This is a genomic window from Paenibacillus sp. UNC496MF (genome assembly GCF_900113915.1).
Taxonomy (GTDB): domain Bacteria; phylum Bacillota; class Bacilli; order Paenibacillales; family Paenibacillaceae; genus Paenibacillus_Z; species Paenibacillus_Z artemisiicola.
Genome location: NZ_FORE01000004.1, coordinates 27,830 through 50,409 on the forward strand (window position 1 = coordinate 27,830; position 22,580 = coordinate 50,409).

Below are 22,580 nucleotides of genomic sequence, written 5' to 3' on the forward strand. Positions count from 1 at the left end.
ATGGGCGTGCCCTTTCGGTTCATACACGCGGCGGACCTGCACGTCGACAGCCCGTTCCGCGGTTTGACGGACGCGCCGCCCGAGGTGCGCAAGGCGCTCCGGGAATCGACGTTCCGGGCGGCGCGCCGGCTGGCCGACGCGGCGATCGAAGAAGCGGCCGATTTCGTCGTGATCGCGGGCGACCTGTACGACGCCGCGGACCGCTCGCTGCACGCGCAGCTGGCGCTGCAGAAGGAATGGCAACGGCTGCATGCCCACGGCGTGCAGCTCTTTATTATTCACGGAAACCACGACCCGCTGTCGGGCAGGCAGGCGATACTGCGCTGGCCGGAATCCATACGGTTCTTCGGGGCGGAGCGAGTTGAACAATTTCCGGCCTATACCCGGCGCGGCGAATTGGCCGCCTACGTCACGGGCATCTCGTACGCGTCGCGTTCGGTGACGGCCAATTTGGCGGCGCGCTACGAAGCGCGGCGGGACGGCACGTACGAGATCGCGCTGCTGCACGGCAACGTCGACGGCGACGCGAGCCACGACCCGTACGCGCCGTGCCGGCTGGACGAGCTGACCGGGGCCGGCTTCCATTATTGGGCGCTCGGCCATATTCATCAGCGGGCGGTGCTGCATGCTTACCCGCATGTCGTCTATGCGGGCAATGCGCAGGGCCGGCACGCGAGGGAAACGGGCGCGAAAGGCTGCTACGTCGTCGACGTGGCGGCGAACCGCGAGACGAAGCTGCGGTTCGTGCCGCTCGATACGGTTCGCTGGGCGAATCTGGACGCGCCGATCGACGGCTTGACGTCGGAGCAGGCGCTGCTGGACGCCATGGAGCGGCGCGCGCTCGAAGCCGCCGCCGCGAACGAAGGGCGTTCGCTGATGGCGCGCCTGAAGCTGACCGGCAGAGGGCCGCTGCACGGCCTGCTGGGCGACGCGGAGCGGCTCGACGAGCTGCTCGCGGGGCTTCGGGACCGCATGGCCGAAAGCGATTACGGGACCGGCGCGGCCGGAGCCGAAGCCGGGGAAACGCCTTGGTGCTGGATCGCGTCGCTGGAATCGGCGGCCGGCGCCGATGCCGATCCGGCCGCGCTGGCGGAGGAAGACAGCTTCGCCGGGGAATTGGTGCGCGGCAGCCGGCGGATCGAGCGCGGCGAGGAGCCGCTCGAGGATGTGTTGGAAGAAGCGCTTCAGCCGCTGCTCGGCCATCCCAAGCTGCGCCGGGCGGTCCGCGAAGCGATGAAGGGCCGGGGCCCGGATTGGCTGGCACGGGCCCGAGAGCTGGCCGCAGGCCTGCTGGCCGGCGAGACGGAATCGCCGAAGCCGGATACGACGGCGCAAGGAGGGAAAGCGCGATGAGGCTGCGGGAACTGCATGTGGACGGGTTCGGCAAGCTGAGCGGTTTGGCATGCGACATGGACGCGCCGGTGACGATCGTCTACGGGCCGAACGAGGCCGGCAAGAGCACGATGCTCGGCTTCGTGCGCGCCATGCTGTTCGGCTTCGCCAACCGGGGCAATCTGACGGAACGCCGGGAGCCGGTGAACGGCGGCCGGCATGGCGGCCGGCTGACGTTCGAAGACGGCGCGGGCCGGACGTACGTCGCCGAGCGGCACGCGAGCGCGCCGGGCAAGGTGCAGGTGCGCGAAGCGGAAACGGACGGCGCCGGCCTCGCCGAAACGCTGACGCAGGCGCAGTGGGAGCGGCGGTACTTGGGCGGCGTCGGCGAACGGATCTTCCGCGAGCTGTTCGCCATCACGCTCACGGAGCTGCAGGCGATCGGGATGCTGGAAGGCGACGAGCTCGGCAGGCAGCTGTACCATGCCGGCTGGAGCGGAGGCGGCGCGATCGCGGGCGCGGAGAAGCGCCTGCAGGGCGAGCTGGACGAGCTGTTCCGGCCGCGCGGCAGCAACCAGCGCATGAACAAGCTGTTGAAGTCGCTGGAGGAGAAGGAGGAAGAGCTGCGCCGGCTGGAGGACGGGATCGACGCCTTCAACGCGGCGACCGCCGACATCGCGGCGGCCGAGGTCGCGCTTGCCGAAGCGGAGCGGGGACTCGGCCCGCTGCGGGAACGGAGCGCGCTGCTCGCGCGCGCCGCGGAGCTCCGGGAGAGCTGGCTGGCGCGTTCGGCGCTGCTGCGCGAGCGGGAGACGCTGGCGGACGCGCCGCGCTTCGCCGCCGACGCGCGAAGCCGCTGGGAAGCGCTGACGGCCGAACTGCGCCGCGCCGGCGAGGAAGTCCGAGAAGCGGAGGAGCAGGCCGCCGTGCTCGAGGGCCGGCTGGAACGGCTGGGCTTCGACGCGGAGCTGCTGGCGCGGAAGGCGGATATCGAGTCGCTGCTGCTGTCCGCCGAGCAGATCGCGGCCGCCCGGCAGTCCGCTTCCGAGCTGCAGGCGGAAGCGGCCGAGCATGGCGAGGCGGCGAAGGGGCTGCTGCGCCGGATATCGCCGGCGTGGACGGAGGCGGCGCTGCTCGGCTTTCAGGCGGGCGTCGCCGAGCGCGAAGCCGTTCGCGTCCACCGGGCGGCGCTGCAGGACGCGGAGAAGGCGCTCGGCCTGGCCGACGCCGAGCACCGCGCGGCGTCGGAACGGGAGCGGGAGGCGGCCGCGCAGCTGGACGAGCCGCGGCGCGAGGCCGCCGGCCCGGACGGCATCGGGCAGGCCGAAGCCGGCGGCGCATGGTCCGCGGAAGCGGGCGGCGAAGCGCTCGCGGCGATCTTCCGGCTGCAGCCGCAGACGGAAGATGCGCTCCGCTACGCCGCGCGCGGGTTCGAGGAGGCGTGGCGCGAGCTGGAGCTGGCGGAGCTCCGCGAGGGTCACGAGGCGGAGGCCGAGGCGGCGGGCGCGGAGGCGCGGGCCGGCCGCTTCGGCGGCGGCGTCCTCGCGTACGGGGCGGCCGCCATTGCGCTCGCGGCCGGCGCGGCGGCGCTCGCGGCCGCGGGGCAATCCGCGGCGGCGGCAGCCGTCGGCGCCGCCGCCCTGGCCTTGGCCGCGCCGGCGCTGCTGCGCCTCGCGCGGCGCTCGCGCCGGCGGCCCGGCCGCGTTGCCCGCGCCGCCGCGCCGCCGGCGGCCGGCGCGGCCGCGGCCGCGGAGCAGCGCGCGCTCGCGGCGCTCGGCGCGCTCGTCGCCGCGCCGGGCGACGCGCTGGCGCTGCTGCGGCCGCGCGCGCGCGCCGGCGCGGCCGCGGCAGCGGCGCGGCGCGAAGCCGCGGCGGCGCGCGACGGGGCCGGGGCCGGCCGCGGGCAAGCGCTGCGCGGCGGCGACGCGGCCGGCCCGGCGCGGCTGCTCGCGCGGCTGCGCGCCGCGATCGACGCGCGGCAGGACGAGCTCCGCGCGCTGGCCGACGGCGCCGCGCGCCGCGCCGAGCTGGCGCGCGCGCACGCCCGGCTGCGCGCGCGGGCGGAAGCCGCCGGCGCCGCGGCGGACGCGGCGGCGCTGGCGGCCGATGCCGCCGCGGCCGCGTGGCGCGACTGGCTGACGGAGCGCGCGCTGCCGCCGGCGCTGTCGCCGGAGGCCGCGATGGAGACGCTCGACCTCGCCGAGCAGGCGCGGCTCCGGCTGGAGGCGCGGGAACGCGCGGCGGGCAAAGCCGCGCGGCTGCGCGACGAAGTCGCCGCGTTCGAGCGGTCGGCCGACGCGCTCGCGGCCGCGTTCCCAGAGCCGGCTTCGCGGGCGCGCGGCGATGCCGCGGCCGCGCTTCGCCTGCTGCAGGCGGAAGCCGACGGCCAGGCCGCGCGCCGCGCGGAACGCGAAGCGCTGCGGGAGAAGCAGGCGGAAGCGGGCGTGCGCCTGGAAGGGCTGGCCCGGCGGATGGAAGAGCTGCGGGCGCGGCAGGAGCGGTGGTTCGCGGCGGGCGGCGTCGCGAACGAATTGGCATGGCTGGCCGCGCTGGAGCGGTCGGAGCGGCTGGCGGAGGTCGAGCAGGAGCTGTTCCGGTTGAACGCGACGGTGACCGCGGGGTTGTCGGAAGCGGAGCAGGCGCGGCTGGACGTCTGGCTGTCGGAGCTGGACGAGGCCGCGCTCCGCGCGGAGTCGGCCGGCGCGGAGCGCGCGTGGCGGGAAGCCGAGGCGGAGCGCGGCCGGCAGCTGGAGCTGCTCGGGCGCGCCAGGCAGCGGCTGGAGCAGCTGCTGCGCGACGGCGACCGGCAGCGGTTGATCGGCGAACGCGAGGCCGTCGCCGCCGCGCTGGAGGCGCTGATCGACCGGTACGCGGTGCTGGCCGTGAGCATGACGATGATCCGGCGGACGAAGCGCATGATGGAGGAGCAGCGGCAGCCGGCCGTGCTGCGCGAAGCGTCCCGGCTGATGAACCGCCTTACGGAGGGGCGTTACAACCGGATTCAGCTGCGCGAGGATGTCGGCGCGATCGCGCTCGAAGCCGCGGACGGACGCATGGTGGAGAGCGGCTTCCTCAGCCGCGGCGCGGCGGAGCAGCTGTACCTCGCGATGCGATTCGCGCTGGCCGACGAAGCGGCTGCCGCGCGCGCGCTGCCGCTGCTGCTCGACGATCCGTTCGTCAATTTCGACCGCGACCGCCAGCGGGCGGCGGCGGACGTGCTGGGCGAGCTGGCCGAACGCCGCCAAATCGTCTTCTTCACCTGCCACGACTCGATGAGCGAGCTGCTGCTGGAACGGATTCCGGCCGCCAAGCTGGTGGAGCTGGCAAGGTAGGCACCTTCGTCCATACGCTGAAAAGCCCCCTGCAAAGGGGGCCTTTTTGTTAGGCGGACGAGCATGATTCGGACAGGTCGCGGCAAACGTCAAAGGCGCACCGGAACGATGATGAACATCTACGGAGCCCTGCCCTGATTCTCTTCTAGCCGACCTCTTGGGCGGTCCCCCCGCCGATACGCCGCTGAACGCCTTCCATGCCAGACCGCCGTCAATTGCGCATCGGGAGTTTGTGGCGGATCAGCAGGATGAGCCAGCCCAGACTGATGAGGCCGAAAATCGGGTAGAGGGTGGAGAGCAGCGTGCCGAAGCCGATCTGGCTGGCCACGTAGCAGGCGGCGAGCGTCAGCGTCGTGAGCAGCGTGCGGGACAGCTTCACGCGTTCCTGCAGCTGCAGCGTCAGCCCGTAGATGTCCGCGATGAGCGTCGTGAAGATTTCGGCGAAGATCAGGAAGATGTAGATCCATTGGATGCCGTGCCCGAGCTCGCGGGCAATGCCGCCCATCGGGATGGCGAACTGCTGGATGCCGGGCATGTACACCGAGAGGGCGATATGGCCCGCGATGAGCATGAAGCCGATGCCGATGCCGCCGGTCCAGGAGCCGTACACGATTGCCTTGCGGTCCTGGATTTCGCCGCCGAGCGGCACGAGCACGGCCTGCGCCATGGACAGGTTGAACGCGGCGTACAGGAACGGGGACGCCCACACCGCGACCGGCGAGAAATCGCTCGTGAGCATCATCCACCGGCTCGCTCCCGGCGTCCGGACGGTATCGATGATGATCAGCACCGTGAACAGCAGCATGACCGGCACGACGATCGAATTCACCGTCAAGATCGCGTTCATCCCTTTGCGGAGCAACAGGAAGCAGCCGAAAATCGTGATCAGGAGGCCGGATTGGTAGGAGAAGTTCCAATTTTCGGAGAAAATCGCGCCCGCGCCCGCGAGCATGACGGCGCAAACGCCGAACAGCACCAGCTGCATGAAATGGCTGATCCACCGGCCGAACCGGTCGCCGAACAGCACCTTGTTGACGTCTTCGTACGATTTGGCCCGCACGTCGTTCGAGATGAGCATCATTTTGGCGCCGAGCCAGACGAACATCGCGGTGGCGAGCAGAATCGTCAGGACGCCGACGACGCCGAAGCGGGTGAAGAACTGCAGGATTTCCTGGCCCGTGGCGAATCCGGCGCCGACTACGGTCCCCATATAGGTAAACGCGATTTGGATGACTGTGGTGAATCGTCTCATGGATCGATCAATCCCTGCCTTTCGTGGACGGCCTCTTCTTAAAGGTATGTCCGAACGGGGACAGGCATGACTACAATCCGCGCGGCAGCGCCGGATTCACGGGAGGCGGCGGGGTTACGATCCAACCGAAAAAGGACGGAAAGCCGGTCGCGCCCGCGCGCGCCGTTTTCCGTCCTATCGTGCCGTCTTGCGGTATCCGAATGGTCTCGCTGCATTCGCGCCTTCGGAAATCCCGCGTCTTCGTGCCGGACTTTCCGCTTGCCTCGGCATCGCTTACGTCCGGTTTTCCGCGGAAGCGAACAGCTTGATCGATAAAATGCGTTCGTTGTCCGGATCCAGATCCAGCTTCAAGAGGGCGCCTTCCGCGTCGTAAGCGAGCACGCTGCCCGTATGCGTGCCCGGCTGTCCCAGCTTCTTGACCGCGGCGCTCGCCGTGTCGCCGACGCGCAGACCTCCGAGTCCCGTGGCGGCCGAGCGGCCGAAGACTTCCACGAACTTGACCTTCTTGTCGGGCGAGAAGCCGACGGAGCAGGCCGCGTATTCCTTCACGGACAGCGTGCCGCCGTCGTCGTCGAGCGGGTAGACGTCGCTCGGCTTGCCCAGCTTCGCGGAGGCGGACGCTTCGGCTTCGCCGATCGCGATGCCGAACAGCTTGGGCGCCTTGGCGTTCCAGGCTTCCTCGGTTTTGGCCGAAGGCGCGGATGTGCCGCCGGCCGACGATTCCGTCACGGCGTTCGGATCCGCATGCTCGCCGCCGTTCAGGCTGCCCGTCACGGGCGCGCCGCCGGTGTTGCTTTTGTTGTCGTAGGCCTTCTGCGGGCTGTCCGACAAGCCTTGGCCCGCGTTCCGCGCCGAGGCTTGTCCGCCCGCGTCATCGCCGGCCGACAGGCCGGCCACGCGCATTTGGCAGCCCGCTAGCGTCACGGCGAGCAGCATGACCGCCGCCGCGCTTGCGGTTCGGTTGGGGTAGCCGTTGTTCATGTCGCGGCACCTCCGTTGGAATGGTTTTGTAAGGTCTTTGTTATTACTAGACACGCCGCGAGGGCGAAAAGTTGCGGTCTTCGGCCGGCATCCTGGAATATATTCCCGCCGGTTGCGCGAATCCCCTTCCATATGGTACCTTTAACGGAAAAAGGTTTTTTGGTGGAGGGAACGCGAATGGAACTGCTTAAAGAACGCATCCTGCGCGAAGCTACAATTATGAATCAAGACGTCCTGAAGCTCGACGCGTTGCTGAACCATCAGGTCGATCCGCAGCTGACGCTGGAAATGGGCAAGGAATTCGCGCGCCTGTACGCGGAGACGACCGTCACGAAAGTCATTACCGTGGAATCCTCCGGCATTCCCGTTGCCTTCGCGACCGCCATGGCGCTGAACGTTCCGCTGGTGTTCGCGAGACGCAAAAAGACGCTGATCGCGGATTCCGACGCGTATACCGAACGGGTGCCTTCGTTTACCAAGGGCATTGTAACGGACATCATGGTTTCCCGTCAATTCCTGACGGCGGACGATACGGTGCTGTTCATCGACGATATTATCGCGAACGGGGACGCGGCGCGGGGCTTGATCAAGATCATCGAACGCTCCGGCGCGAAGCTGGCCGGGCTCGGCATCGTCGTGGAGAAATCGTTCCAGGCCGGCGCGCGGACGATCCGCGAACAGGGAATCCGGGTGGAATCGCTCGTCAAGATCGCGTCGCTCGAGGGCGGCAAGATCGTCTTCGAATCCTAGTCCCAGAATAAGCATCTTTTCGGGACCCGCTTTTTGACTTATAATGTTCATAAGTACGAGAGGGGGAGGCACTAAATATGGCGAATCTATCTGCCGAGTATTTATTAACCAAGTTGTCGGACGCGAAAAACCATTTTGAACGTGCGCTCGACTGCAAGCATACGGAGTTTGACGACTTGTATCCTTATATGATCGAACATCCCCAATTCTTTTGGTATAAACGGTACGTGGCGTGGTCGGAGCTGCTGACGCTCATCAAGTTGTCGGAGGAGCTCGAGATCGACTGGAAGAGTCAGTTTACCGAGAAGCAGGCGGAGTACGTGACGAGCCGCGTGATGTCCTCGCGCGTTCTCGACGAATGGTACGAGACGAACGATTCCAAGGAGCACGTCGGTTAAATACGCGAATTACGGAACGGGAACCTCAATGCCGCGCTGGCCGCGGCGTTGAGGTTCTTTGAGCGTTGCAGCCCGCATAGGATTGCGCCACCCGTACGCGGATGGCGCGACGGGAAGGAGAGAAACGCATGATCACGGAAGAAGAGCTGGACCGTTACCGGGTCGAAGGCACGCCGCTGCGGGTCGTCCGCGACAACATGGAAGCGAACGACGTGCTCGGGATCGTCGTCGCCTGGGACGCGGAGAGCGTCGTCATCCGGAAACGGAACCGCAGGGTCGTGAAGCTGAGCCGCGGCTATATTTACGAGCCGGTCGGCGCGCCGCGGAGCGAAGTCTAGCCGCAGGGGGAAGGCGGGGTACGTTCGCACGCCCGGGGCGGCGCAATGCCAGACGCGATCAAAAGCTAGATGCGAGCGGATATTGTTTGAAAATTTGAACTTTCTCGCGTTCCTTGACTTCGATTGGCACGGATGCTAGTATAAAGAACGTGATTGCGGCGCTTGCCGCGGTCGATCTGCCAGATGCGGTCGTGGCGGAATTGGCAGACGCGCTAGATTCAGGTTCTAGTGGTGTAACAGCCGTGGAGGTTCAAGTCCTCTCGACCGCACCAATCTTACAAGACGAACCCCTTCCTTTCGGAAGGGTTTTTTTGATTTGTCCTAAAGTTGCATAAGTTCCTGGGGTTCCTGAGGTTCCTGAAGTTCCTGAAGTTCCCGAAGTTCGCAACGCCGCGCGCGCGGACGGTCAGTCGGCCTGAAACAGCGAGCGGTATTTTTGCGGGTGCATGCCGGCGTACTTTTTGAACACGGTGCTGAAGTAGGCCGCATTCTCGTAGCCGACCATTTCGGCGACCTCGAGGATTTTCAGATCCGGCGACTTCAGCAGTTCCTTGGCGGCTTCCATCCGTACCTTCGTGACGTATTCCGTCAAGCTCTCCCCGGTTTCCTGCTTGAAGACGAGGCTGATGTAGTTCGGCGACAGGTACACCTGCTCCGACAGCTTCTGAACCGTGACGTTCTCCATGTACGATTGCGCGACGATCGCCTTGATCTTCTGAATCGTCCGTCCGTTCTTGTGCGTATGCTTGCGGGCGAAATGGGCGGCGAGCTCGCCGAACAGCCCGAGCATCGTCTCGCGCAGCCCGGACGCCTCGCGGATGCCGTAGACATCCGCCATGACGGAGGCGTAGCCCGGCGCGATGTCCCAGATGCGCTCGCCCGCCTCGGCAACGGCCTTGTCGGCCATGTTGACGAGCTCGACGCAGACGCTCCGGGCGTAACCGTCCGGGAGGAGGAGGCCGCCGCACAGCGCGTCGAACACGTACCGCACCGTCTCCTCTGCGGCGTCCTTCATCCCCTGCATCATGAAGCCGACGAGCTTGGCTTCGGCGTCGTACAGCTTCGGGAACCGCGGGCCGTCCGCGTCCGCCCGGTAATCGCTGATGTCGAGCACCGAGCTTTTCCCCGTATAGAACGTGTAGTTGATGGCCGCGAGCGCTTCGCGGTAGGAGCCGTGGAGCTCGGACGCCTTCCGCGCGGGACGGCCGATGCCGAAGGACGCGGAGAGGTTCAAGTAGTGCCGGATGCAGTTCAGCATGTCCCGGCAAATGTCCGCGACGCGCCTTCCGTCCCTTGGCTGGAAGAGGACGACGTGCTCGTTCTCGCTCATGACGAAGGCGGCTCCTCCGCTGCCGGCGGCGATCTCGTCCAGCACGTTCTGGACCGAGAAGGCGAGCAGCTGCTTGCGCGCCTCGCTGTACCGTTCGACGGCTTCCTCGTAATCGTCGATCCGCAGCACCGCCGCCGTCCAGGCTTCGTCGGCCGAGCAGGTCGGGCCATGGAAGGCGAGCCCGCTCCGAATCTCTTCCTCGTTCGCGAACATGCCCGTCGTCAGCCCCGCCAGAAACTTCTCGCGCAGCACCGGCATCGTTTCGCGCACCTGACGCTGCAGCCGTTCGGTCCGCGCGTCGCGGCTGCGCTCCGCGGCGATGGCGTCCGCGACCTTGCGGACGGTCTGCTGCAGCTCGGCCAGCTTGATCGGCTTCAGGATGTAGCCGTCCGCGTTCAGGCTGAGCGCGGTTTTGGCGTATTGGAAATCCTCCGCGCCGCTGATGATGATGATCCGCACCGGATCGCCGTCGTCCTTCAGCTTCCGCGCGGCTTCCAGCCCGTCCATCATCGGCATGCGGATATCCGTCAGCAGGATGTCGGGGCGCAGCGACCGGCAGAGATCGTACGTCTCGAGCCCGTCCGCGGCGTCCCCGACCACCTCGACCCCGAGCTCCTCCCAGCGCACGACCTCCCGCAATCCCGCGCGCACGTTGTATTCGTCATCCGCGATGATCATCTTGAGCATCTTCATTCTCCTCCCATGTCGTCACGGCCGGCATCGTCGCGATGACGACGAGGCCGGGGCCTTCCCGCCGCCGGTAGCGGATGCCGGCTTGCTCGCCGAACGTCTGCTTGAGCCGCCGGTGCACGTTGATCGTGCCGAACGCGGCATCCTCGCCGGTGCCGGAGTCCAGCCTCGCGTTCAGCGCGTCCGGATCGGCGCCGACGCCGTCGTCGGCGATTTCGATCTCGATCCGGTCGCCGCGCTTGCGGGCAACGACGTCGATGCGGCCTTTGCCGTGCCGTTTCTCGATGCCGTGAAGGATCGCGTTCTCCACGAGCGGCTGCAGCACCAGCTTGACCGTATAGTGGCCGTGAACCTCGGGATCGACCCGAATGGCGTAATCGAGCTTATCCTTGAACCGGAACTTGTGAATCGCCAGGTAGCTGCCGACCTGCCGCAGCTCGTCCTCGAGCGGGATGACGCTCCGGCCTTTGCTCAGGCTGTAGCGGAAGAAGTCGGACAGGCTCGTCACCATCTCGCTGATGTCGGGCACGTCATGGCGCAGCGCGATCCAATTGATCGAATCGAGCGTGTTGTACAGGAAGTGCGGATTGATCTGCGATTGCAGCGCCTTCAGCTCCGCTTCCTTCTTCTTGACCTCGCTGACGTACAGTTTATTGATCAACTCTTTGATCTGCATTATCATTTTATTGTATTGGCTGAACAGGTACGTGAATTCGTCTTTCCGTTTGTATTGGATCTGGATGTCGAAATTGCCATCCTGCGCGTAGGACATCGTTTTGACGAATTTGCGGATCGGCTTGGCGATGTTGTTCGAGAGCAGCAGGGCGATGAAGAAGGCGAGCGCCATGCAGGCCGCCAGCACGACGTACATGGCCTGACGGAAGGCGACCAGCTTGCCGTTCAGGTCGCGGATCGGGGACACGGAGACGATGGTCCACCCGGGATCCGCCAGCTTGCGGTAGGAGACGAGCTCGGCTTGTCCGCCGATCTCCTCGTCGAACGAACCGGCGCCGCCGCCGCGCTTCAGCAGCTCCGGCACGTAGGGCTGATCCGCCAGGCTCCGGCCGAGGAGCCCCGGATCGGGGCTGACGATGACGTTCGCGCGTTCGTCGAGAATGAAGACGGCGCTGTTCGCGGAAGGCTTGAGCTGCGCGAGCAGGGCGTTGAAGTCGGCGACGTCGGCGTCGATCGTGAGGAGGCCGACGTACGGAATCGTCATGTTCTTCAGGCCGAACAGCCGCTTCGCAAGCTTGATCGTGTACGCGGTGCCGCCGGGACCGGCTTTCGCCTGCAGGCCCGCGACGGTATAGCGGGCTTTCGGGGGAAGCGCGGCGTACCACGGCTCTTTCTCGATTTCGCTGATCGTCGAGACGTTGCGCGAGAAGTTGTACTGCACGTATTCGGGCCGGTCCAGCATGTACAGCTTCGGCACGAACCGTTTGCCGGGCCCTTCGGGCTGCGCGTAGCCGTCGAGGATTTTGTTGAAGCTGGCCAGCTCGTTGACGAAGCCGACCTGGTCGGCGGGACGGTCGGCCGAGAGCATGTCGATCATGTCGGGATTAAGATAGATGGCATCGGCGACCCCGTCCATGTCGTCGAATTTTTTGAGCAGGACCGTCTCCATCATGTTCAGATTCTTCTGCACCGAGGCGGTCATGTTGTCCGTGATCGTCCGGTACGACTGATTGTAAATCGTCACGGAAATGATCGAGGTCGGCAGAATGACGAGCAGCAAGAAATAAAGCAGCAGGCGGTATTTCAGGCTTACCCGGTTGAACGAAAGCCAGCCGGAAGCTTTGCGCAGCGTAAGCATGCGGGGGCCGCTCCTTTCCGAACGTTGTTGACAGCGGTTACAGACCATTATAAGGGGATTGCAAAATGATGAAAAGCGTCGATTCTCGTCCGGCGAAGCTGCTGCTCGCCGGCTTGGCCTTCCTGGCGGCCGCGGGCTGCGCCGGCTCCGCCGCGGACCCGGGCGCCGAGCCGGACCCGGCGGCCGCGGCGTCGGAGACGATCAAGCTCGCCGTGGAGGACTCCCCCGCGGCGAAGGACGTCGAACGGTTGATCGCGGCCTATAACGCGGAGCATCCGGATTCGCCCGCCGAGCTGATCGAGCTGCCGCGCGACCGGTACGACGAGTCGCTGAACCTGCTGATGACGTCGGGCGAGGGCCCGGACGTCTTCCAGATCGGCACCGGCTGGCTGACGAGCTATATCTACAAGAACTGGCTGCTCGACCTGTCCGAGGCCGCGCCGGACGAGGTGCGGCAGGCATATCCCGCTTGGGCGGCGGACTATACGAAGCAGAACGACCACTATTACGCGATCCCGTCCGCCATGTCGACGGTCCGGCTCGTCTACAACAAGGAGCTGCTCGCGAGCGCCGGTTGCGATCCGGACGATCCGCCGGCCACGCTGGACGAAGTGACCGCGTGCGCGGTCCGCGTGTCCAAGGCGGGCACCGGTTACCGCAAGTACGGCTTCGCGCTGCCGGCGAGCGAGGACGAGACCGGCTTCCAGCAGCCGCTCGAGACCGCGGGAACGTACAGCGGGGCGTATTATTACGATTTCGCGAAAGGAAGCTACGATTTCTCCGTCTATCTGCCCTGGTTCGAAGCGATGCTCGCGATGAAGCGGGACGGCGGCTTGTTCCCGGGCGAAATGTCGCTGAAGGCGGATACGGCGCTGACGCAGTTCGCGGAAGGGAACATCGGGATGATGATCGTGTCGAGCCGGGACATCGCCGCGCTCGATCGCCTGACGCCGGCCTCGTTCGCCTGGGGCATCGCGATGCCGCCGCTGTTCGACGCGGCCGACCGGGGCAAGGGGGCGCTCATGATCGAGCCCGAGCCGCCGTTCGCCGTCAACGCCGTGACCGCGCATCGCGACGGAGCGATCGCGCTGTGGCGGTACCTGCTGTCGGACGGCTATCTCGGCGAGCTGTACAAGGCCGGCGACGTCATCCCCGCGCGCGGGGACGTGACGGCGGACGCGCGGTACCGGCCGGAGCTGCCGGCGATGGGGCGGTTTTTGCCGGGGAGCGGGGAATCGATTTACCCGAAGGACCCGAAGTTCATTTTGAAATACGAGCCGACGCAGTTCAGCCAGCGCAATCTCGGGGATGCCGCGCGGATGAAGGCGTACCGCGACATTCTGCAGGGGCTGCGCGAGCCGAAGGAAGCGTTGGACGAGCTGAGCGCGCAGTACAACAAGTCGCTGAACGACGCCGTGTACCAGAAGCTCGTCAATCGGAACGACTACGTGATGCCGGATTTCGATCCGCTGCACCCGCTCGCGGGGACGAAAGTGCCGGCGGTGCCGGCCGACAAGAGCCGGTAGCGCGCGGAATTCGAACCGGTTCGCGATGTCGATAGAAAATTGATAGCCGCCGTAGATAATTGGATGTCGGTTCCGGATGTAAGCGTATACACTTGGAGGTGATCACACAGAAGAGGAGATGGACTAATGACTCTTTCGTCATGGCGAAGAGTGCTCGGACTTTCGCTGGCGGCGCTGCTCGCGCTCCCGGCGCTGCCCGTCAAGCCGGCAAGGGCCGCGGCTTCGGCGGAGACCGAAACGGCCGTGACCGCGGCGGCGACCGCGGCGTACGACGTCGATATTTCGGGGGACGATCAGCAGACGGTGAAGGGCTGGGGCGTGTTCCCGTCGTGGAACCGCGCGGACTGGAACCGGGATTTCACCGACAAGACGGGCGCGCAGGAGGCGTTGTTCGAGGATCTCGGCGCGACGCTGTTCCGGGTGATGATTCCGGCCGTGGCCGGGGACGGGGACGGCCATCTGATCGACGCCAAAATGCAGGAGATTTACGAGCTGATCCAGACCGGGGAGACGCGGGGCATGCACGATTACATCGTCTCGGTCTGGTCGCCGCCGGTCGGCATGAAGACCTTGCCCACCGTCAACGGCTGGACGGGCTCGGAGCATGTCCGGCTGAAGCCGGAGAAGGAAGAAGCGTACGCGGACTACCTCGTGAACGCGATCCGCTGGCTGGCGGACAAAGGCGCGAGCGTGCCGAAGGCGCTCAGCTTCCAGAACGAGCCGCTGTCGCAAATCGTGAGCGAGTGGTGCTATTGGGGCGGCGATAACGGGACGCAATACAAGCGCGTCGCCAAGCTGCTCCGCGCGAAGCTCGACGAAGCCGGGCTGACGGACGTGCAAATTCTCGGGCCGGAAGGCGCCGCGTACCACGAGAACGAGCTGCTGCTCGGGGAGAACTTCTCCGCGCTCGCCGCCGATCCGGAGCTGAACCGGGCGATCGGCGGGCTGGCGTCGCACAGCTATTTCGCGAAAGGCTTCGACAACGATGCCGTCTACCGCGGTTTCCGCGACGCGCTGGACCGGGCGCCGGACAAGGATCTCTGGCAGACCGAGTACAGCGCGCTCGTCTCCGGCGCGTCGGAGATGGACATGGCCATCAACGCCGCGGAGCGGCTGGCGGGCGACATGGCGCTGATCGAGGACAATTATTGGTTCTGGTGGCTGGGCTGGGCGAACGGCCGGCATCCGACCGACGTCGGCGAAGTGCTGCTGGACGGGGACGGGTACACGGTGACGAAGTCGAAGGCGTTCTACGTGCTCAGCAACCTGTTCAATCGCGTGCCCGCCGGCTCCAAGGTGCGCCGGGTCAGCACCGATCCGGCCTCCGGCCTGACGACGACGGACGCGGTCTGGATGGACGCCGTCGCGTTCGTGAACGGCGGGCAGACCGTCGCGCTGCTCGTCAACCCGACGAACGAAGCGAAGACCGTCAACGTGAACGGGCTGACCGGGGCGACGGCGAACGCGTACCAGCTGACCGGCGACGTGCCCAGGGGACAGGACATGACGCTGGCCGCGTCGCGGAACGTGGTCGGCGGTACGGCCGCGGGCATCGCGCTTCCGGCGCGGAGCGTGACCGTCGTCGCGACGTCCGCCGGGGACCAGGCGCCGCCGCATATCGTGTTCGATCAGGCCGGCAGCTCCGCGGTCCGCGACGCCGATTACGCGGTGCGCACGCAGGCGTACACGGTGTCGGGCCGTCTGGACGAGCCGGGCACGCTGCGGATCAACGGACAGGACGTGCCCGTCGGGGCGGACGGCGCCTTCAGCGCGAACGTGACGCTGCAGCCGGGCGGCAATACGATTACGGCGGAGGCGGCGGACGAGGCCGGCAACGCGGGCGAGCCCGAAACGCTGTTCGTCCGGTACGACCCGGCTTACTTGGGGCTGACGCTGGCGCAGAGCGGAACGCTGTACGTCAACCGCGGCGATTTCGCCGTGACGGGACGGACCAACGGCGGCGCGGAGGTGACCGTCAAGCAGACGGCCGGCGGCGAGACGGTGAAGGAGACGACCTATCCCGTCGGCTCGCCGGAGGAGGGCGGCTCGGAGGACGCCGTGCTCCGTCAGATCCTGAACGACAATTACGTATCGGCTAGCGCCGGCTTGACCGCCGCCCAGGGCGGATTCACGACGAACGCGCAGGTCGTATGGGACGCCAGCTCCGTCTTCGCGCCGGCCGAAGGGAGCCGATCGCTGCGTCTCAAATTGTCGCCGGGCTTCGCGCGCGCCGGGTTCAATTTCCTGAACGCGGCGAATCAGGCGGCGTCGGAGGATTACGCCGCCGTGGCGGGCACGGCCGAGCTGCGGTTCGACGTCTATACGAAGTCGAAGGTCGACAGCCTGTCCGCCGTCGTGGAATCGGCGAGCGGGGGAACGGTCGTCGAAGCCCGCGTGCCGCTCTCGGCTTACATCGCCGCGGCGGATTACGGCGCGAAGTGGACGCAGGCCGCGATTCCGCTTCGCGTTTTCGACGCGGCGCCGCATTACGACGCCGCGACCGGCGAAGCGACGGCGCTTCCCGTCGCGTGGAACGCGGTGCGCGCGGTCGGCTTCGCGAGCGATCATACGGTCTATTACGACCCGTACGTCGACGACCTGAAGATCGTCCAGCCCGGCATCCCGGCCGGAGACGGCGACGGCGACGAAGCGGGCGACGGCGAGCCGGCGCCGCTTACGTTCGAGGCGCCGCTAGCGCTGCGCAAGGGCGAGAACGCGATCGCCGTCACGGCGGTCAACCGGCTGAACCAAGCCGCCGCGCCGGCATCCCTCTCGGTCGTGTACGATCCCGATCCGCCGGTGCTGACGCTGCCTGAGACAGACACGACGTCCGGCACGAGCTACGTGCTGAACGGCCGCGTGAACGAAGACGCCGCCGTGACGGTCAACGGCACGCCGGCGGCCTTGAAGCCGGACCGGACGTTCACGGCGATCGTGCGCGTGGTCAAGGGCGAGAACGCGATTCAGGTCGTCGCGAAGGACCCTGCGGGCAACGTCGCGCAGGCTATCGTCGCCGTGACGGCCGATCCCGCCGAGGACGGCTCGCTGGCCCCCGGCGTCGCGCCGGCGGCCAAGGCGGACGCCCCGCCGACGATCGACGGCGACTTGTCGGAGGCGGGCTGGTCCGTCAATAACCGCGTCGAGAAACGGATCACCGGGGCTTCCGACAACTCGGTCGCGTTCGGCACGATGTGGGACGCCGACAACCTGTACGTCGCGGTGAAGGTGCTGGACGCCGATCTGATCAACGACACGGCCGGCGCGCAGACGTATCAGGACGACTCGGTCGAGATTTACGTGGACGGCGATAACGCGCGAAGCTCCGCGTACGGCACGGACGACCATCAGATCACGCTCGGCTGGCACGACGACCAGCTGTCGGTCGGCGGCGATATCGCGGGCATCGTCTTCGCCCAGCGGGACATCGCGGGCGGCTTCGCGGCCGAGCTGGCCATACCGTGGAGCGGCATCGGCATCGCGCCGCCGTCCGCCGGCGCGGTCATCGGCTTCGACGCCGCGTACAACGACGACGACGGCGGCAACGGCGGGCTGCGCGAGAGCCAGCTGATGTGGCGCGGCAACGCGGACGACTGGCGGAGCACGGCGGCGTTCGGCAGCCTGTACTTGACCGGCGGCAAGCCGGCGGCGGTCGCGGTCGAGCCGTCCGGCGCGCTGACCGTGGACGGGGCGCTCGACGAGCCGTCGTGGCAGCTTCGCGCGAGCGCCGCCAAGCCGATCACCGGGGCGTCCGATAACGCCGTGACGTTCGCTGCGCTCGCCGACGCGGAGCATCTGTACGTGGGCGTCAAGGTACTCGACGCGGACCTGCGCAACGATTCGGCGCAAGCGTATCAGGACGATTCGGTCGAGCTCTATCTGGATGCCGACCATAACGAAGGTACCGCGTATGACGCGCACGACCGCCAGCTGACGCTCGGCTGGCACGACGGCGAGCTGTCCGTGATCGGCGGCGCCCCGGGGGACGTCCAATACGCCCAGCGGGATATCAGCGGCGGCTATACGGCCGAATTCGCCATCCCATGGACGTCGCTGAACGTCAGCCCCGCCCGCGACATCACGCTCGGGTTCGACGTCGGCAACAACGACGACGACGGGGGCAGCGGCGGCAACCGCGACAGCCAGCTCATGTGGAACGGCACGGGGGACAATTGGCGGGACACGTCCCGGTTCGGCGAGCTGCTGATTCATAACCTGAGCCTGCCGCTGCCGGCGCGCGAGACGCCGGAGCCGGACGGACTCGAGGCGTTCGCGGACGACAACGGCGATCTGAGCAAACTGTTCGCGAAATCGGCGCACATCGTCAATGCCGCCGGGCATCCGGAGAATTTCGCGGACGACGGGACCCGGATCGCGCACAACATCGACAATCCGGCGGAGCCCGAATACGTCGTGTACCGCTCGCCGGCCGGGGATATCTATTCCTTCGACGTCACGACGGGGCTGTTCTCGAATACGCCGCCATTCTCGTTTTACGGTTCGGCGGACGGCGTGCGGTACGTCAAACTCACGGCGGCTTCGACGCTGATCGGCGGCGCGAACGGCTACGGCGTGTTCCGCAATGCCGCAAGCGGGCTGCCGGCCGGCATCAAATATTTGAAGATCGAATTCCCGGGCCTCGAGAATTGGAAGGAACAGCTGATGAACGTCGCGTTCAAGCATTTCGGGGAGACGGCGCCGCCGAACGAAGGCGAAACCGCGACTTTCGTTGACGAGGCGGGCGATCTGAGCAAGCTGTCGGGCAAGTCGGGGCATATCGTCAACGCGCTCGGCGGGCAGTTGGAGAAATACGGCGGCGACGGCACCCGGATCATCCACGCGAACGACGACAGCCTGGAGCCGGAGTACGTCATCTACGCGTCGCCGGGCGGGGACTTCCGATCGTTCGAGGCGAACGTCACGAACTGGACGGGATTGCCCGACGCCTTGCAGTTCACGGCCTACGGCTCGGCGGACGGCCAAAGCTTCGCGGCGCTTCCGGTAGGCGCGCAAATGCTGAGCACCGCGGCCGGGTACGACACCCTGCTCGTCGGCGCCGACGTCATGCCGGCCGGAACTCGGTACTTAAAGCTCGTCTTTCCGTACGGCGACCCGGCGTGCGACAACTGGACGAGCACGATTAACCGCGTGTCGTTCGTCTACGACGCCGATGACGGTTCGGCCGCAGGTCCCGTCGCCGCATCGCCGGCCTTGAACGGAGCGGCGTCCGTCGCGGCCGGCGGGACGTACGCGCTGACGTACGGGCTGACCGGCGTGGAGGGGGTTATCGCGGCGGAAGAGCTGACGCTGCATTACGACCCTGCCTTGTTCGAGTTCGCGACGGCGGAAGCGGCGAAGCCCGGCTTCGGCATCGCCGGCCAGACGGCGGCGCCGGGCGCGGTGCGCTTCGTGCTCGCCGCGGCGGGCACGGAGAACGCGGTGACGGCGGACGGGGACGTGCTGCGCGTGACGCTGCGGGCGAAGACGCAGGGGGCGTCCGCGTCCGCCGCGATCGCGGCGACGGATCAAGTCGCCGCGAATCCGGCCGGCGAGGAGACGCGGCTCGCGGACGCGGAGCTGCGCGTCCAAGTCGCGGTCGTGGACAAGTCCGCGCTGACCGCGCTGCTCGCCGCGGCGGGCAGCAAGCTGGACGCCGCGGCGGAAGGCACGCATCCGGGGCAGTACCGGGCGGGCGCGAAGGCAGCGCTGCAGGCCGCGATCCAGGCCGCGCAGGCCGTCGCGGACGATGCCGCCGCCGACCAAGCCGGCGTCGACGCGGCCGTTCCGCCGCTGCAGGCGGCGCTGACGGCGTTCGACGGGCTGCTCGTCCGGGACGGCGACCTGAACGGCGACGGCCGGATCGGCGCCGGCGACGTCGCCATGGCCGCGGGCTATTACGGCAAGACGGCGGCCGACGCCGGTTGGGCCGAAACCTACCGCTACGCGGACCTGAACGGCGACGGCAGGATCGACCAAGCGGATTTCGCCGCGATCGCGGCGCTGATCCTGGCGTAAGCCGGCACTCGTAAGCCGGTACTCGCAAGGCGGCAAGCGCAGCCGGCACGCCTAAGCAGGCGGAAGAAGGACGGCTCCCGCGAACGGGGGCCGCCTTTTTCGTCGTGAGGGTTCGGCCCGATCCGATAGATTTTCAAAGGCCGCCGTAGATAATTGGATTCAGCCCGGCGGCGAAAGCGTCTACAATGAGAACTGTCACCACCATTCATGCAGGCTTCATACACAAAAGGAGGGTTTCCATGCAGCGCAAATCCAAACTCGCCGCGACGCTGCTCGTCTTGGCGATGGGCTCGTCGCTCGCGCTGACGGGATGCGGGAATTCGAACGGCAGCGGCAACGGCAACGAAACGAACCAGGCGGCGAACGCCGCGGAACCGGCGAACGGCGGAGGTTCGAACGCGCAGACGGCGAACGGCGGCGGCGCGGCCGGGGACAAGCCGGCGCTGGATCCGGTCGAGCTGTCGATCTATTACCCGGGCACCGAGCAGAAGGACGTCGCCGCGGTCGAGGCCGAGCTGAACAAGCAGCTGAAGGACAAGATCAACGCCACGGTCAAGATCAACGCGGTCGACTGGGGCAACTGGAGCCAGAAGATCAACCTGATGGTCGCGTCCGGCGAGCCGTTCGATCTGCTGTTCACGGCCGGCTGGGACAATTTCAGCGGCAACGTGGCCAAGGGCGCGTTCCTGGACGTAACCTCGCTCATCGACGAGTACGCCCCGGAGACCAAGGCGCAGATGAATCCCGAGCTGCTGACGGGCACGGCGATCGGCGGCAAAAACTATGCGGTGCCGGTCGAGAAAGAGATGGCGAGCGAATTCGGCATCGTGCTGAATAAGGATCTCGTCGACAAGTACCAATTCGACGTGAGCACGATCAAGTCGTACGCCGACCTCGAGCCGATGCTGCAGACGATCAAGGAGAAGGAGCCGAACGTCGTGCCGTTCTGGGGCGGCAAGAACACGATTTCCCTCATTCCGTTCGAGCAAATCGGCGCGGTGCCCGGCGCGATCAAGCAGGACGGCACGACGACGGTCGTCGATCAGTGGGAGACGCCGGAGATGCAGCAGATGCTGAAGCTGATGCGGAATTGGAACCTCAAGGGCTACTTCCAGAAGGATCCCGCCACGCAGAAGGACGCGGGCCCGTCCAACAAGGCCGGCACCGTGTTCGCGCAATGGCAGCAGCTGACCCCGGGCAAGGACAAAGTGCTGAGCCAGCAGTGGGGCCATCCGATGGTACAGGTCGTCCTGACGCAGCCGTACACGACGAGCGGGGACCTGAACGGCGCCATGACCGCCATCTCCAGGACGTCCAAAAATCCGGAGCGCGCCATGATGCTGATCAATCTGCTGCATACGGACGCGCGGCTGCTGAACACGCTCGTCTACGGCGTCGAGGGCACGCATTACGTGAAAGCGGCGGACAACGTCATCAAGCTGCCGGACGGCGCGCAGGCCGGACAGAGCGGCTACGCGCCGGGCAACAACTACATGTTCGGCAGCCAGTTCCTTAATTACCTGTGGGATAACGAGGATCCGCAGAAGTGGGACGCGTACAAGGCGTTCAACGCGTCGGCGAAACCGTCGCCGATCGTCGGCTTCAGCTACAACGCGGAGCCGGTCAAGAACGAAGAAGCCGCCATCACCAACATTTACAACGCGTATATCGACGGCCTCAGCACCGGGGTCATGGATCCCGACAAGGAGCTGCCGGTCTTCATCGACAAGATGAAGAAGGCCGGACTCGACAAAGTCATCGCCGAGAAACAGAAGCAAATCGACGCGTTCCTGAGCGGCAAGCAGTAGCGCGACCCCATGCAGCGACACCAGGAGGCCGGCGCCGCCACGCGCCGGCCTCTCTTACTCGACGCCGAAAGGAGCGGAGCGCATGCGCCCCCGTGCCGGACTGATCCACAATCTCGTGAAGTACCGCGCCTTGTTCCTCATGGTCGTGCTGCCGGCCGCGGTGCTGATCTTCAACAATTACGTGCCGATGTTCGGCCTCATCGTCGCCTTCAAAAACTACAATTTCGAGGGCGGCATCCTGGGCAGCCCTTGGGAAGGCATCGATAATTTCCGGTATTTGTTCCAGACGCCGGACGCCCTAACGGCGACCCGCAACACGGTGCTGTACAACGCGGTCTTCATCGTCGTCAATACGGCGATCGCCATCCTGCTGGCCGTCGGGCTGAACGAGCTGCGCAGCCGGAAGCTGGCGAAATTTTTTCAAAGCAGCCTGCTGTTTCCTTATTTCCTGTCCTTCGTGGCCGTCAGCTATTTGGCGTACGCCTTCCTCGGCGGATACGGCTTCATCAATAAGTCGATCCTGGAGCCGCTCGGCTTCCAGCCGGTGTCCTGGTACACCGAGCCCGCGTATTGGACGGTCATTCTGCCGCTCGTCAACCTATGGAAAAACGTCGGGTACGGCATGGTCTTCTACTTGGCGGCCATCGTCGGCATCGATCAAGAATATTACGAGGCGGCCCGCATCGACGGCGCCTCCAAATGGCAGCAGATCCGCGGCATCACGATTCCGCTGATCGTGCCGGTCATCGTCGTGCTGGTCATTCTGCAGATCGGCCGCATCTTCAACGCGGATTTCGGCTTGTTCTACCAAGTGCCGCTCAACACCGGCGTGCTGTATCCGACGACGAACGTCATCGACACGTTCGTGTACCGGTCGCTGCTCGTCAGCGGCAACGTCGGCATGTCGGCGGCGGGGTCCTTTTACCAGTCGGTCGTGGGCTTCGCGCTCGTGCTGCTGACCAACTTCGCCGTGCGCCGCGCAAGCCGCGAAAACGCGCTCTTCTAGGAGGAAACGGAA

The 22,580-nt window shown here is 66.3% G+C and carries 13 protein-coding genes and 1 tRNA gene; 10 read left to right on the plus strand and 4 right to left on the minus strand.

Features of this window, described 5'->3' with window-relative positions:
- On the plus strand, positions 1-1,353 hold the full coding sequence (locus BMZ79_RS00175; protein ID WP_090635541.1) for a metallophosphoesterase family protein: 1,353 nt from the start codon (positions 1-3) through the stop codon (positions 1,351-1,353).
- Entirely contained in the window at positions 1,350-4,664 is a 3,315-nt protein-coding gene (locus BMZ79_RS00180) for an AAA family ATPase (RefSeq protein WP_090635542.1), read from the plus strand. The genes BMZ79_RS00175 and BMZ79_RS00180 overlap by 4 nt, the downstream gene beginning before the upstream one ends.
- A gap of 211 nt (positions 4,665-4,875) precedes the next feature.
- On the opposite strand, the gene BMZ79_RS00185 is transcribed toward BMZ79_RS00180, so the two are convergent.
- Together BMZ79_RS00185 and BMZ79_RS00190 are read right to left on the minus strand one after the other, a co-directional pair.
- Complete coding sequence (locus tag BMZ79_RS00185) at positions 4,876-5,916, minus strand: YkvI family membrane protein (RefSeq protein WP_090635544.1); 1,041 nt, start codon at positions 5,914-5,916, stop codon at positions 4,876-4,878.
- Positions 5,917-6,189: 273 nt separating this feature from the next.
- Positions 6,190-6,897, minus strand: a complete 708-nt coding sequence (locus BMZ79_RS00190) for a hypothetical protein (protein WP_090635545.1) — start codon at positions 6,895-6,897, stop codon at positions 6,190-6,192.
- 177 nt (positions 6,898-7,074) lie between these two features.
- Between BMZ79_RS00190 and BMZ79_RS00195 the strand changes: the two genes are divergently transcribed.
- The 4 genes from BMZ79_RS00195 to BMZ79_RS00210 all read left to right on the plus strand — a co-directional run bounded on the left by BMZ79_RS00195 (position 7,075) and on the right by BMZ79_RS00210 (position 8,655).
- The gene (locus BMZ79_RS00195) at positions 7,075-7,647 is read left to right on the plus strand and encodes a xanthine phosphoribosyltransferase (protein WP_090635547.1); all 573 of its coding nucleotides are present in this window, start codon (positions 7,075-7,077) and stop codon (positions 7,645-7,647) included.
- 77 nt (positions 7,648-7,724) lie between these two features.
- The gene (locus tag BMZ79_RS00200) at positions 7,725-8,045 is read left to right on the plus strand and encodes a hypothetical protein (protein ID WP_090635549.1); all 321 of its coding nucleotides are present in this window, start codon (positions 7,725-7,727) and stop codon (positions 8,043-8,045) included.
- A gap of 128 nt (positions 8,046-8,173) precedes the next feature.
- Positions 8,174-8,383: a hypothetical protein gene (locus tag BMZ79_RS00205; RefSeq protein WP_090635550.1), complete on the plus strand. Its 210-nt coding sequence runs from the start codon at positions 8,174-8,176 to the stop codon at positions 8,381-8,383.
- A 185-nt stretch (positions 8,384-8,568) separates the two neighbouring features.
- A tRNA-Leu gene (locus tag BMZ79_RS00210) sits at positions 8,569-8,655 on the plus strand.
- A 134-nt stretch (positions 8,656-8,789) separates the two neighbouring features.
- On the opposite strand, the gene BMZ79_RS00215 is transcribed toward BMZ79_RS00210, so the two are convergent.
- Together BMZ79_RS00215 and BMZ79_RS00220 are read right to left on the minus strand one after the other, a co-directional pair.
- On the minus strand, positions 8,790-10,400 hold the full coding sequence (locus tag BMZ79_RS00215) for a response regulator (RefSeq protein ID WP_177221925.1): 1,611 nt from the start codon (positions 10,398-10,400) through the stop codon (positions 8,790-8,792).
- The gene (locus tag BMZ79_RS00220; RefSeq protein ID WP_177221927.1) at positions 10,375-12,216 is read right to left on the minus strand and encodes a cache domain-containing sensor histidine kinase; all 1,842 of its coding nucleotides are present in this window, start codon (positions 12,214-12,216) and stop codon (positions 10,375-10,377) included. The genes BMZ79_RS00215 and BMZ79_RS00220 overlap by 26 nt, the downstream gene beginning before the upstream one ends.
- Before the next feature lie 65 nt (positions 12,217-12,281).
- Between BMZ79_RS00220 and BMZ79_RS00225 the strand changes: the two genes are divergently transcribed.
- From BMZ79_RS00225 to BMZ79_RS00240, 4 genes are all read left to right on the plus strand, one after another.
- Positions 12,282-13,742, plus strand: a complete 1,461-nt coding sequence (locus BMZ79_RS00225; protein ID WP_090635554.1) for an ABC transporter substrate-binding protein — start codon at positions 12,282-12,284, stop codon at positions 13,740-13,742.
- Positions 13,743-13,868: 126 nt separating this feature from the next.
- Positions 13,869-19,754 (plus strand): sugar-binding protein, encoded by a 5,886-nt coding sequence (locus BMZ79_RS00230; RefSeq protein ID WP_090635556.1) that lies wholly within the window; start codon positions 13,869-13,871, stop codon positions 19,752-19,754.
- A gap of 239 nt (positions 19,755-19,993) precedes the next feature.
- Positions 19,994-21,562, plus strand: coding sequence for an ABC transporter substrate-binding protein (locus tag BMZ79_RS00235; RefSeq protein ID WP_177221929.1), 1,569 nt, complete (start codon positions 19,994-19,996; stop codon positions 21,560-21,562).
- 82 nt (positions 21,563-21,644) lie between these two features.
- Entirely contained in the window at positions 21,645-22,568 is a 924-nt protein-coding gene (locus BMZ79_RS00240; RefSeq protein WP_090635559.1) for an ABC transporter permease, read from the plus strand.
- The last annotated feature ends 12 nt before the right edge of the window (positions 22,569-22,580 follow it).

Coding starts and splice junctions, on each gene's coding strand:
- BMZ79_RS00185 (WP_090635544.1), bottom strand. CDS start 5,916: ATGAGACGATTCACCACAGTCATCCAAATCGCGTTTACCTATATGGGG.
- BMZ79_RS00205 (WP_090635550.1), top strand. CDS start 8,174: ATGATCACGGAAGAAGAGCTGGACCGTTACCGGGTCGAAGGCACGCCG.
- BMZ79_RS00180 (WP_090635542.1), top strand. CDS start 1,350: ATGAGGCTGCGGGAACTGCATGTGGACGGGTTCGGCAAGCTGAGCGGT.
- BMZ79_RS00195 (WP_090635547.1), top strand. CDS start 7,075: ATGGAACTGCTTAAAGAACGCATCCTGCGCGAAGCTACAATTATGAAT.
- BMZ79_RS00225 (WP_090635554.1), top strand. CDS start 12,282: ATGATGAAAAGCGTCGATTCTCGTCCGGCGAAGCTGCTGCTCGCCGGC.
- BMZ79_RS00200 (WP_090635549.1), top strand. CDS start 7,725: ATGGCGAATCTATCTGCCGAGTATTTATTAACCAAGTTGTCGGACGCG.
- BMZ79_RS00190 (WP_090635545.1), bottom strand. CDS start 6,897: ATGAACAACGGCTACCCCAACCGAACCGCAAGCGCGGCGGCGGTCATG.
- BMZ79_RS00230 (WP_090635556.1), top strand. CDS start 13,869: ATGACTCTTTCGTCATGGCGAAGAGTGCTCGGACTTTCGCTGGCGGCG.
- BMZ79_RS00235 (WP_177221929.1), top strand. CDS start 19,994: ATGCAGCGCAAATCCAAACTCGCCGCGACGCTGCTCGTCTTGGCGATG.
- BMZ79_RS00215 (WP_177221925.1), bottom strand. CDS start 10,400: ATGCTCAAGATGATCATCGCGGATGACGAATACAACGTGCGCGCGGGA.
- BMZ79_RS00220 (WP_177221927.1), bottom strand. CDS start 12,216: ATGCTTACGCTGCGCAAAGCTTCCGGCTGGCTTTCGTTCAACCGGGTA.
- BMZ79_RS00175 (WP_090635541.1), top strand. CDS start 1: ATGGGCGTGCCCTTTCGGTTCATACACGCGGCGGACCTGCACGTCGAC.
- BMZ79_RS00240 (WP_090635559.1), top strand. CDS start 21,645: ATGCGCCCCCGTGCCGGACTGATCCACAATCTCGTGAAGTACCGCGCC.